Below are 11,146 nucleotides of genomic sequence, written 5' to 3' on the forward strand. Positions count from 1 at the left end.
GCCAAGCGCGGCTTCACCCGCCCCCGCCCCTTCGTGACCGAACCGGCCGAGACCTGTATCGCGCCGGAGCCCTGGCTGGCGGCCAGCGGCTCCTATCCGTCGGGCCATGCCGCCCTCGGCTGGGCCTGGGCGCTGGTTCTGGCGGAGATGGCGCCGGACCGCGCTGACGCCGTACTGGCGCGCGGTCTGGCCTATGGCGAAAGCCGGGTGATCTGCGGCGTCCATTACCCCAGCGACGTCGAGGCGGGCCGCATCGTCGGCGCGGCCATGGTCGCGGCCCTGAAAGCCGATCCGGCTTTCCAGGCCGACTTCGCCGTCGCCGCCCGCGAACTGGATGAGGCGCGCCGGGCCGGGCGATAGAGGTGCGCGGCTTGGGGCGGCTCCACGCCGCCCCGGACGCTACCTGCGCTCGAATTCAGACACAGGAACCACAGGTTAGGCCCGGGGGTTGAGCGGTCACAGGACCGACAGGGAGCCGCCGAGTGACCATGCGCATCTATCGTGTTTCCATCGGAGACGAGAACGGACCGAGCCGGGAGGTGAAGGTCCCGTCCAAGACCGATATCCAGGCAGGCGACGCCGCCGCGCCTCTTCTCAAGCAAGGCGAGACCATCCTGGGGATCATTGAGACCGACGATCCCTACCAAGAGACCGACGCGCCGCCGGCGGGGACGCAGACCCACCAGGACCGGATCGTATGAGCAAGAACCCCGACAAGGACGCCGACGCCTCCGGCCTGTTGCAGGGCGGATTGGGAGGCCCCGAGGACCAACTGCTGGAGGCTGGTCAGGAGGAGGTGTTTTCCCGCGCCGAGGTCGAGAGCGGTCGGATCGAACACCACGCCGACACCCAGACCACTCCGTCGCCAGAGGAGGTCGAACCCTCGTCTCCGAACGCGGACGAAAACGTCCGAAACGGCCGCGACGGAGATGGAAACGCCGTCGCGGTCTCCCAAAACAGGACCTGACGCCTATGGGTCAGGGCTTGCGAGACGCCATTCCCGAGACGGCGGTGCATCTGTGCGTCGACATGCAGCGGATGTTCGTCGAGGACACGGAATGGCGCCTGCCCTGGGCCGAGCGGGTGTTGCCGATCATCGTCCGCCTGTGTGAGGCCAAGGCCGAACGCACCTGTTTCAGCCGCTTCATTCCGGCGGCCCGCCCCGGCCTGGGGCGTGGGACCTGGCGCGGTTATTGGGAGCGGTGGTCCAATATGACCCTGGAGGTCCTGGGCGCCGACATGGTCGATCTGGCTCTTCCCCTGCAACGGTTCACGCCGCCGGCGCGACTGTTGGACAAGCATGTGTATTCACCCTGGGTGGGGACCGGTTGGGACACCGTCCTGCGGCGCAGCGGCGTCGACACCCTGGTCGTTACGGGCGGAGAGACGGATGTATGCGTCCTGGCCTCGGTCCTCGGCGCGGTCGACCTGGGCTATCGTATCGTGGTCGTGACCGACGCCCTGTGCGGATCGACCGACGAGTCCCACGACAGCATCCTGGACCTCTACCACCGTCGCTACGGCCAGCAGGTCGAGACGGCCGAGAGCGCGGAGGTGCTGGATGCCTGGCGCTAAGACCGAGACGCCGGACTGGCGGCCCATCAGTCCCCCCGAAGCGAAAGGCCCGCGCGACGGGGCCCTGCCTGCCTATGTCTCCAACGGCCTGATCGGCCTGCGAGTGCGGGAGATGACGCTGGCGCCGGGCATGGCGCTGGTGAACGGCGTGGCCGGCGAACACCCGGAGCGGCGGATCGAGGCGGCGGCGCCCGTGCCCTATCCCCTTGCCGGCGACGTCCGGATCAACGGGGTCTGGCTGTCGGACCAGCCCTGGTGCGTGACGGACCTGAGCCAGGCCTATGATTTCGCCACCGCCGAACTAACCACCCGCTGGCGCGCCCGGATCGGGGGCGTCGAGGTCGCGTTCGAAACCGTCACCTTCGCCAGCCGCACCGCTCCCGCCGTGGTCTTGCAGGCTCTGGACGTCCGGCCCGAGGCGCCGTGTCAGGTGCAGATACGGGCCGAGGTCGCCGTCGGCGATCTTCGCGGACGGGTCGCGCGCCGTCGCACCGATACGCCGGGCGAACCCGAACCCGCCTGCGACGGCTCGATCCTGTGGTCGACCGAGGGCGACCTGTCGACCTGCGGCCTCGCCCTCTGGACCCGAACCACGCCGGAGGCCGAGCGCGACGTGGCGGCCTGGGACGCCACCGGGCCGCTGCGCACCACCCATGATCTGGGCGTCGTCGGAAAGCGGGGCGTGCGGCTTCAGCAGATGGCGGCCTTGATCTCTTCGATCGTCCATGACCGTCCCGACGAGGAGGCCGTGCGGCGCATCGCCCGCGCGGCCCAGACCGGCTTCGACGTCCTTCGCGCCCGCAACCGCGAGACCTGGCGAGAACTGTGGCGCGGGCGTGTCGTGGCCGTGGGCGCCCGGCCGGACCATCAGGCCCTGATCGACGCCGCCTTCTTCTATCTGAACAGTTCCGTCCATGCGGGATCGCCGGCCGCCACATCCATCTTCGGGCTCGCGACCTGGCACGACTACACCTACTACTTCGGCCACGTGATGTGGGACATCGACGCCTTCTGCACGCCGGTCCTGACGCTTTGCCAGCCCGAGGCGGCGCGGGCCTTGCTGGGGTTTCGCACGCGAGGGCTGGCGGCGGCCAACGCCAACGCCCGGCTGTCGGGGCGCAGGGGCCTTCAGTTTCCGTGGGAGGCGGCGCCCCTGAGCGGCCAGGAGGCGACGCCCGGCGGCGGATCGTCGGCTGCGCACGAGGATCACGGCTCGCTGCATGTCGCCCGCGCCTTCGCCCTGTTCGCCGACGCGACCGGCGAGGAGGCCTTCCTGAGTGAAGACGCCTGGCCGGTGCTGTGCGGCGTTGCCGACTGGATCGTCAGCCGTCTGACGAAATCTCAGCGAGGCTACGAGCTGAAACGCGCCACCGGTCCCGCGGAGGTTCCCGAGCCGCCGGACAATGACGCCTTCACCCTGATGCTGGCCCACGATGTTCTGGGCCGGGCGATCGCCGCGGCCGAGGCGCTGGATCGGACGCCGCCCGAAGCCTGGCGTCGGGTGCGCGACAACCTGTACCTGCCCATCCGATCGGATCGGGTCATCGCCGCCCATGACGACTTCCGCGTCGACGAGCCGAAGGGCGCCACCCCCTCTCCGCTGGCGGGCCTGTTCCCCGGCGACTATCGCGCGGACGACGCCGTGACGCGCCGCACGCTCGACTTCTACCTGTCCCACTGGAAGGCCTATGTGGGCGCGCCGATGTTTCCGGCGCTCTACGGGGTCTGGGCGGCCATGGCCGGCGACCGGGCCCTGGCGCTGAAACTGTTCGAGGAAGGCTACGCCGCCTATGACGCAGATCGCTTCCACCAGTGCCTCGAATACCGTCCAGACCACCCCGACAGCGAGACGGCGGCGGGTCCCTTCTTCGCCAACCTGGGCGGCATGCTGCTGGGTCTGATATTCGGCTTCACCGGCCTGAGCCCACGGGGCGATCCGGCCGGGTGGCCCGCCCGGCCGGTAGTCCTGCCCGAAGGCTGGGAGGCCGTCACGGTCGAGCGGGTCTGGCTCCAGGGCCGGGCCGCCTCGCTAAGGGCGGATCACGGGGCGGAGCGTGCCCAGATCGCGTTTGACTGAGGTACAGAAGGCCGCCTTGTTCCGTGCCGGCAGAGGCGATACGTAGAACGATGTTTTTCGGCTGCAATTGCAGATCGGATGTCTATGATGCTTAAGCTTAAAACTTTTCCAGCATGGCCATGTCCTTATCTTCTGCAGCCTCAAAACTCCGCCAACACCGCCCCGCGTCTCTCTGACGCTTCCCGCGCATGGCCAGTGATATCGACAGGATCGTCGCCGCCCGCCTGACCCGTCAGGAGCGACGCTGCCTGGAAGGCGTGGCGGACCATATGCAGGCCGGTCAGATCGCCGAACACCTCGCCCTGGCGACGACCACCGTAGAGTCGCATCTGGCCAGCGCGAGACGGAAACTGGACGTGACGAGCAGCCGCGCCGCCGTCCAGCTGCTCCGCCGGGCCGGCTGTCTCCATACTGGATATGGAGAGGGTTTTTCCCTGATCGTCCTGCCTGGCGAAATCGCGCCTTCTGCTCCCGCAAACGGAGCCGAAAATGATCTTACACAAACCCGATCTTCCCCAGTGGAACTGGGACGAACTGGAGACGGTGCTCCAGGAAATGGCCAGCGAGGGACCTCATCTCGACGCGGTGCTGCATATCCTGAACACGACCCGGGAGAGCGCCCGGAGCCTGTCGACGACAGACCTGTTGCGGGAGGTTTTGGCCCTGGGAGCGATCGCCCACAGTCGTTCGGCCTTCACATCCCAGCGGTCCCCCCTCGCGGCCTCCTGCCTCGGCTCGGCCTAGTTCTCATCGCCGCCTTCCTGCTGGTGGTGATGTTGGCCGTGCTCGTCTCCGTCCACACGCTGCTCCAGTAGGCCACCTCATTGGACCTCAGGAGTCTCTCATGAACCGTTCCGACTTCGGTCAGGATCTGGCCCGCCGCCTCTATTCGACAGAACACGCCCTCGATCTGGCGCTTTCGGAAGCCGCCCTGCTGGTCTCCAGCATGACGGCCGGACGCGTTGACCAGAAAATCTCCGCCGTGATCGGCCAGGACGCCCTGGCGAATATACTTCAGGCCATGAACACGGTCGGCGCCGCGCGCGGCGCCGTCGTCGCGGCGCATCACCAGATGAAGGCGGACGCCGAACAGATGCGGATCAACTGGCGCCTCGCCGGCCCCGAAACCAAGCCGGACGACGATCGCCCGATCCGCGAGGCCACGACCGGCCGCCATCTCACGGCCGTATCCTGAGCCGAGACCCTGACGCTCGCCGCCCAAATCCTGGCCTACTGGGTCCTGACGGCCGCGAGCGTTGGCTGGTGTGCGGCCCGTGGTCTGCGGCCGGAAAGACTTGCCGCCGGAACAGTCTGCGTCGCCTTCATCGCGACGCAGATCGTCACGCCGATCGAGCTTTCAGGATGGCGCGTGGGCGTTGCGGCCGTGGACGGCGCGACCTTGCTGGCGCTCTTCTGGCTGACGGTCCGGTTCGACCGCTGGTGGCTGATCATGGCGTCCGCCGCTCAACTCGTCACGGTCTTGACCCATGTGATGGCCCTGATCGCGCCACAGCTGCTGCTGCGGACCAATGTCGAAGTCCGCTGGATGCTCGGCCTCATGCTCCTCGCACTTATGGCCGCCGCACCCTCGGAAGCCCGTAGACTTCGAAACACGACGGCTCGCTCGTGACGCGCGATTCGCCTGCCCGACGGGCGTAAACAGGTCCCTTGCGATCGCAGCGTCGCTCCGAACCTAACGGGATCGTCAGGTCAGGTAGGCTCTCAGAAAGGCGTCCACGCCGCTCACGATGGCGATGTCCACGTCCTGGGGCGTGATGGTGTCGTCGCCGTGCAGCCGGCGCTCCAGCAGATCGCCCTCGATCAGCCCCCGGAAATGCATGGCGGCGAGGTAGGGGCGAGCCTGACGCAGAACTCCGGCCTCCATTTTTCGCTCCAGCATCGCCGCGAGCTTCTCCCACTCCGGGACCACGAACCGGCGCAGAAGGACCAGTCCAAGGTCCGATTGATCCGCCTGGGCGATGAGGACGCGGTCCGCCGCGATCATGTCGGTGGCGAGGCGCATGTCCATATAGGTCCTCGCGAAGCCAAGGAGCCGTTCTCCCACGTCGCCGGATGCTTCGGCCTGGTCGAAGGCGTCGCCCAGCCGGTCGCGGACCGCCTGTTCCATCGCCGCCGCGAACAGTTCGTCCTTCGACTTGAAATAGCTGTAGAGGGTGGCCTTGGAGCCGCCCACCCGCGTGGAGATGTCGGACATGGAGGTTCGTTCAAAGCCGCTGGCCTTGAACACCTCCCAGGCCGCATCCACGATCGCTTTTCGCCGCGTGTCGGTTTTTACTCGCATCCAGGCGCTCTCCCGCTGTCAGGTCTGCCCCTGCATAGCGACCTCCCGGGAGCGCTCAACCGGTAGGTACAGTTTATTTTTGAGTTTCCGGCGCGGGGGCCGAGGTTTTGTCGTTGATCGAATAGGCCCGCAGAAACGCCTCGGCGCCGAAGACGATCGCGGCGTCCACTTCCTCCGCGGCGATTTCCGGTTCGCCATGCAGCCGCCGTTCCACAAGGTCGCCCTCGATCAGACCGCGGAAATGCATGGCGACGGGATAGGGGTCGGCCTGTCGTAAATTGCCGGCGTCCATCTCATGGGAGATCGCCGCAGCCAGTCTTCGCCATTCAGGCAGGATGAATTCCGTCCTGAGCTTCATATTCAGGGCCGGCCTGTCCGCCTCGGAGATCATGACCCGATCGGCATCAATCATCTCCGGCGCGAGACGCGTCTCCAGATAGTCGCGAGCGAAGGCGGCGAGCCGATCGGCCAGGTCGCCTCCTCCCTCCATCCGGCTCAGGACTTTATCGGCCCGCTCCTTGATGGCTTGAGCCACGGCGGCGGCGAACAACTCCTCCTTCGAGGAGAAGTAGCTGTACAGGGTGGCCTTGGAACCGCCGACGCGTCCCGAAATGTCGGCCATGCTCGTTCGTTCGAACCCGTTGATTTTAAACGCCTCCCACGCGGCGCTCACGATAGCCCTCCGTCGCTTGTCTGTCTTTATCCGCATGGCGACGCGTTTCGCTCCATATCTGAACTGTTGAGTACAAAAAACCGTTGACGGCCTCTATGAAGTCCGCATATAACCAGTCCGTACGGTTCATGAAAGACCTTCGATGATGATTTTTCCCCTACGCTTCAAACCATTGACTGCGCTAATGCTGGCCGGCGTGTCGGCTTCAGCCTGCGCATCCGTCCCGAATCTCGGCTCAGCGCCGCAGATCAAGGACGCCTCCACCTACGCGGCCAGCCAGAGCTTCGCGGCGGCCACGACCGAGTGGCCCTCCGATCGGTGGTGGGACGCCTATGGCGACGCCCAGCTCTCGGCCCTGATCGACGAGGCGCTGGCCGGTTCACCGGATCTCGCCCAGGCGCAGGCCCGTGTACGCATGGCGCAAGCCGCCGCCCAGCAGGTCGGCTCGGCTCTTCGTCCTTCGGTCGGCGCGACCGGAACGGTCGGCGAGGCCAGACAGAGCTACAACATGGGCGTCCCCAAGGACTTCGTCCCGCAGGACTGGAACGACACCGGCCAGGTCGGCCTGAACGTCTCCTGGCAGCTCGACTTCTTCGGCCGGAACCGCGCCGCTCTGGCTGCGGCGACGTCCGGGGCCGAGGCCGCCCGGGCCGAGGCCGCCGCAGCCCGGATCGTTCTCGCGACCGCGGTGGCGGGGACCTACGCCGACCTCGCTCAGCTCTACGCCGCGCACGACGCGACCGTTGAGGCCGTGCGGGTCCGCGCCGCCAGCGAAGCGCTTATCCGACAACGGGTCGAGCAAGGTCTGGAAACCCAGGCTGCTCTTGAGCGCGCCCACGCCGGCCGCGCCGCCGCCGAGGCCGCCCTGGCTGCGCTCGACGAGGCTATCGGCCTTACCCGGAACGGGATCGCCGCCCTGCTGGGCCAAGGGCCTGATCGCACTCTGTCGCTCCAGCGCCCCGCGCCGGGAGCGATCCGGGCCTTCGGTCTTCCCCAGAACCTCCAGCTCGACCTGATCGGCCGCCGTCCGGACGTCCAGGCCGCGCGACTTTCAGCCGAGGCCGCGGCCAAGCGCATCGATGTCGCGAAAGCCGACTTCTATCCGAACGTGAACCTCATGGGGGTCGTCGGTCTCCAATCGCTCGGCCTGGATTCGCTGGCGGAGTCGAACTCGACCTTCGGCAGCGTGGGTCCCGCGGTCAGCCTGCCGATCTTCAGCGGCGGCCGGCTCGAGGGCGCCTATCGTGGCGCGCGTGCGAACTATGACGCCGCGGTGGCCACCTACGACGGAACCGTCGCGCGCGCCTTCAAGGAAGTGGCCGACAGCGCCGTCAGCGCGCGAGCGCTGGACGAACGCCTGGGCAAGAGCCGCGAAGCGCTCACCGCCTCGCAGCGCGCCTACGACCTGACCAAGAGCCGCTACGTCCAGGGGCTTGGGACCTATCTCGACGTCCTCTCGGCGGAGGATTCCCTGATCGCAAGCCGCCGCGCGGTCGCCGACCTCGAAACCCGCGCCTTCAGCCTCGACGTGGCCCTCATCCGGGCCCTGGGCGGCGGCTACCGCGCCTGATCCACACTCACATCCAGGAACAAACCCAATGCACACTCCCAATCCCGAAGAGCTGGACGTCATCCCGGGCGCCAAGTCGTCTCCCGCCGGTTCGGCCAACGGCGCACGCAAGAAGCTGTTCGCCGGTTTCGCCGGCGCCCTGGTGCTCGGCGGCGGCGGATTCTTCGCCTATGAAGCCATGTTCGCCGGCAAGCATGTTTCGACCGACAACGCCTATGTCGACGCCGAAACGGCCCAGGTGACCGCGCTTACCTCCGGCCCGGTGGCCGAGGTCAAGGTGCGTGAAACCCAGGCTGTGAAAAAGGGTGACGTGCTCGTCATCCTCGACGACGTCGACCGCCGTCTGGAACTCGCCCAAGCCCTGTCCTCGCTGGATCAGATCGAGCGCTCGGTGCGCGGTCTTCAGGCGACCGACGGCGCCCTGGCCGGCCAGGTGGACGCCCGTCGGGCGGATCTGACGCGGGCCAAGGCCGATCTGGCGCGCGCCACCGCCGAATACCAGCGGCGTCAGCCCCTGGCCGCCAGCGGCGCCGTCTCCGGCGAGGACCTGCAAACCGTGCGGACGGCGTTGCAGTCCGCTCAGGCGGCGGTTCAACAGGCCGAGGCGAACCTGCGCGCGGCCGAGGGCTCGCGCCAAGCCAACAATGTGCTGATCACCGGCGTCGCCGTTGAAGAACATCCTGAAGTCAGGGCGGCGCGGACCCGCGTGGACCTGGCGCGCGTCGCCCTGGAGCGGACCGTGGTCCGCGCTCCGGTCGACGGGATCGTCGCGAAACGCACCGTTCAGGTCGGCGAGATGGTTCAGGCCGGCAGCCCGCTGATGACCGTGGTGCCCGTCCAGCAGGCCTATGTGAACGCCAACTTCAAGGAGGGTCAGCTCAAGAACGTCCGGGTCGGCCAAAAGGTCGAGCTGGAAAGCGATCTCTACGGCTCCAAGGTCGTTTATCACGGCCAGGTCGTCGGCTTCTCGGGCGGCACGGGCTCGGCCTTCGCCGTCGTGCCGGCGCAGAACGCCACCGGCAACTGGATCAAGGTGGTGCAACGCCTGCCCGTCCGCGTTTCGCTGGACCCCAGCGAACTGCAAGCTCATCCCCTGAAGGTCGGCCTTTCCATGAAGGCCACCATCGACGTCTCTGAATAGAGGGGGACGTCATGACGGCGGCGACACTCGCCCGGCCGGCCGCTTTCCCGGCCGGGCCCCTCACCGGTGGCAAGCTATTGCTTGCCGCTCTTTTCATAGGCCTGGGCAATTTCCTGGTGGTGCTCGACACCACAATCGCCAACGTTTCCGTGTCGACGATTTCCGGTTCCCTGGGCGTCTCCGCCTCACAGGGAACCTGGGTCATCACCGGCTATGCGGTCGCCGAGGCGATCACCGTGCCTTTGACAGGCTGGCTGACCATGCGTTTCGGCGGGCAGAAGGTGTTCATCTTCTGCTATCTCGCCTTCGCCGTCCTATCCTTGCTTTGCGGTCTCGCGAGTTCGATGGGACTGCTGATCGGCGGGCGCGTCCTTCTGGGCCTGTTTGGGGGCCCAATCATGCCGCTCTCCCAGATGCTGCTTCTGAAGATCTTTCCAAAGGAGAAGGCTACGCTGGCGACCGTGATCTGGGCGATGACCACCCTGATCGGCCCTGTGGCGGGTCCGATCCTGGGCGGCATAATCTGCGATACGATCGGTTGGCAGTGGATCTTCTTCATCAAGGTGCCGGTGGCGGTGCTGGGCGGTCTCGTCCTGCTCAATCTGCTACGCGGGCAACCCGATCCCACGGCCAAGGCCACGATCGACAAGGTCGGTCTGGGGCTGCTGGTGGTCTGGGTCGCCTCCCTGCAGATCATGCTCGACGAGGGTCGCAACCACGACTGGTTCAACTCTCATGAGATCGTGGCGCTTGGCGTGATCGCGGCTATCGGCTTCGTCGCCTTCGTCATCTGGGAGCTCACGGAAAAGAACCCGATCGTCGATCTGCGCATCTTCAGGCACCGGGGCTTCGCGGCCGCAGCGACGACCTATGCGGTCGGGTTCGGAGCCTTCTTCGCCACCATTGTCCTCCTCCCGATGTGGCTCCAGTCGAACATGGGGTACACCGCCACCTGGGCCGGCTACGCCACGGGCATCATGGGCATTCTCGCCGTCGTCTGTGCGCCCCTGGTGGGCAAGGCGGTGGAGAAGTACGATCCCCGGCTCGTTGTCTGCCTCGGGATCGTCGGACTGGGCCTGATGGTGGTCTGGCGGATGGGCTTCACACCCGATGTGACCTTCCTGCAGATGGCCGGGCCGACACTTCTGACCGGCATCTTCATGGTCATGTTCTTCGTCCCGGTCACGGGTCTGGCCATGGCCAGTTGCGAGCCGCACGAGGCGGCGAACGCCGCGGGCATCTCCAACTTCATGCGGACGCTCGCCGGCGCCTTCGCGACCTCCCTGGTCCTTACGGGCTGGTCGGACGCCACCCGCCGGAACCAGAACGAACTGGCCGGGGCGATGACCAATGGCCAGGCGGTGATCGACGGGGCCGTGGCGCAAGGCACGCCTCACGCCTCGGCTGTCCAGATGCTCACCGGCGTGGTGGAGGGACAGAGCGTCATGTTGGCCACGCTCAACATGTTCGCCATCATCGCGCTCTGCCTGGCATTCGCCGCCACGCTGATCTGGCTGGTGCCGAAGCCCAAGGGGCCGATCGACACGAGCGGCGCCCACTGACGGAACGGAATCTGCGGGCGAGCCCAGTGCTCGCCCGCAGGATCCAACCGGTTCATCTTTTCTGTACCGAATGGTTCATTTTCCGATTGACGCGCCCGACAACCGCTTCTATATTAACTGTACAGTTCATTTATTCGTTCTTCCGAGCCGCCCGATTAAAACAGCCGGCGTCCCGGGGAACCTTCCAGATGCGAACCGACGTTCGGTTCGTTACGTCCTCCCCCCGGGGAGAAGCCCCCTCCGCCC

Annotated in this window: 13 protein-coding genes and 1 pseudogene; 12 read left to right on the forward strand and 2 right to left on the reverse strand. The window is 66.8% G+C overall.

From position 1 onward, the window contains the following. The 9 genes and pseudogenes from H2037_RS17135 to H2037_RS17175 all read left to right on the forward strand — a co-directional run. On the forward strand, positions 1 to 360 hold a 360-nt coding region (locus tag H2037_RS17135; protein ID WP_292124350.1), incomplete at its 5' end, for a phosphatase PAP2 family protein. A gap of 128 nt (positions 361 to 488) precedes the next feature. Then, positions 489 to 701: a hypothetical protein gene (locus H2037_RS17140; protein WP_292124375.1), complete on the forward strand. Its 213-nt coding sequence runs from the start codon at positions 489 to 491 to the stop codon at positions 699 to 701. After that, positions 698 to 967: a hypothetical protein gene (locus H2037_RS17145; protein WP_292124352.1), complete on the forward strand. Its 270-nt coding sequence runs from the start codon at positions 698 to 700 to the stop codon at positions 965 to 967. The genes H2037_RS17140 and H2037_RS17145 overlap by 4 nt, the downstream gene beginning before the upstream one ends. Positions 968 to 972: 5 nt before the next feature. Next, a complete protein-coding gene (locus H2037_RS17150) occupies positions 973 to 1,575 on the forward strand; it encodes an isochorismatase family cysteine hydrolase (RefSeq protein WP_292124354.1) in 603 nt (200 codons plus the stop codon). Next, positions 1,562 to 3,652: a glycoside hydrolase family 65 protein gene (locus H2037_RS17155; RefSeq protein ID WP_292124355.1), complete on the forward strand. Its 2,091-nt coding sequence runs from the start codon at positions 1,562 to 1,564 to the stop codon at positions 3,650 to 3,652. The genes H2037_RS17150 and H2037_RS17155 overlap by 14 nt, the downstream gene beginning before the upstream one ends. Before the next feature lie 269 nt (positions 3,653 to 3,921). Continuing rightward, positions 3,922 to 3,978, forward strand: a pseudogene (locus H2037_RS17455) (hypothetical protein); the annotation flags it as partial. Positions 3,979 to 4,141: 163 nt separating this feature from the next. Beyond that, complete coding sequence (locus H2037_RS17165; RefSeq protein WP_292124359.1) at positions 4,142 to 4,396, forward strand: hypothetical protein; 255 nt, start codon at positions 4,142 to 4,144, stop codon at positions 4,394 to 4,396. 100 nt (positions 4,397 to 4,496) lie between these two features. Then, positions 4,497 to 4,847 carry a hypothetical protein gene (locus tag H2037_RS17170; protein WP_292124361.1) on the forward strand — a complete coding sequence of 117 codons (351 nt, stop codon included), beginning with the start codon at positions 4,497 to 4,499 and terminating at the stop codon, positions 4,845 to 4,847. A gap of 174 nt (positions 4,848 to 5,021) precedes the next feature. After that, on the forward strand, positions 5,022 to 5,282 hold the full coding sequence (locus tag H2037_RS17175; RefSeq protein WP_292124363.1) for a hypothetical protein: 261 nt from the start codon (positions 5,022 to 5,024) through the stop codon (positions 5,280 to 5,282). A 75-nt stretch (positions 5,283 to 5,357) separates the two neighbouring features. Here the strand turns inward: H2037_RS17175 and H2037_RS17180 are convergent, their stop codons facing one another. Together H2037_RS17180 and H2037_RS17185 are read right to left on the reverse strand one after the other, a co-directional pair. Further along, a complete protein-coding gene (locus tag H2037_RS17180) occupies positions 5,358 to 5,954 on the reverse strand; it encodes a TetR/AcrR family transcriptional regulator (protein ID WP_292124365.1) in 597 nt (198 codons plus the stop codon). Between the two features lie 73 nt (positions 5,955 to 6,027). Continuing rightward, the gene (locus H2037_RS17185) at positions 6,028 to 6,663 is read right to left on the reverse strand and encodes a TetR/AcrR family transcriptional regulator (protein WP_292124367.1); all 636 of its coding nucleotides are present in this window, start codon (positions 6,661 to 6,663) and stop codon (positions 6,028 to 6,030) included. Positions 6,664 to 6,769: 106 nt separating this feature from the next. On the opposite strand from H2037_RS17185, the gene H2037_RS17190 reads away from it, so the two are divergent. The 3 genes from H2037_RS17190 (at position 6,770) to H2037_RS17200 (ending at position 10,900) form a co-directional block, all read left to right on the forward strand. Continuing rightward, positions 6,770 to 8,197 (forward strand): efflux transporter outer membrane subunit, encoded by a 1,428-nt coding sequence (locus H2037_RS17190; RefSeq protein WP_292124369.1) that lies wholly within the window; start codon positions 6,770 to 6,772, stop codon positions 8,195 to 8,197. Positions 8,198 to 8,225: 28 nt separating this feature from the next. Continuing rightward, positions 8,226 to 9,338 carry an HlyD family efflux transporter periplasmic adaptor subunit gene (locus tag H2037_RS17195; protein WP_292124371.1) on the forward strand — a complete coding sequence of 371 codons (1,113 nt, stop codon included), beginning with the start codon at positions 8,226 to 8,228 and terminating at the stop codon, positions 9,336 to 9,338. A gap of 77 nt (positions 9,339 to 9,415) precedes the next feature. Continuing rightward, entirely contained in the window at positions 9,416 to 10,900 is a 1,485-nt protein-coding gene (locus tag H2037_RS17200; RefSeq protein ID WP_292124373.1) for a DHA2 family efflux MFS transporter permease subunit, read from the forward strand. Positions 10,901 to 11,146 lie beyond the last annotated feature (246 nt).

It is taken from the genome of Brevundimonas sp. (genome assembly GCF_013912065.1).
GTDB lineage: Bacteria > Pseudomonadota > Alphaproteobacteria > Caulobacterales > Caulobacteraceae > Brevundimonas.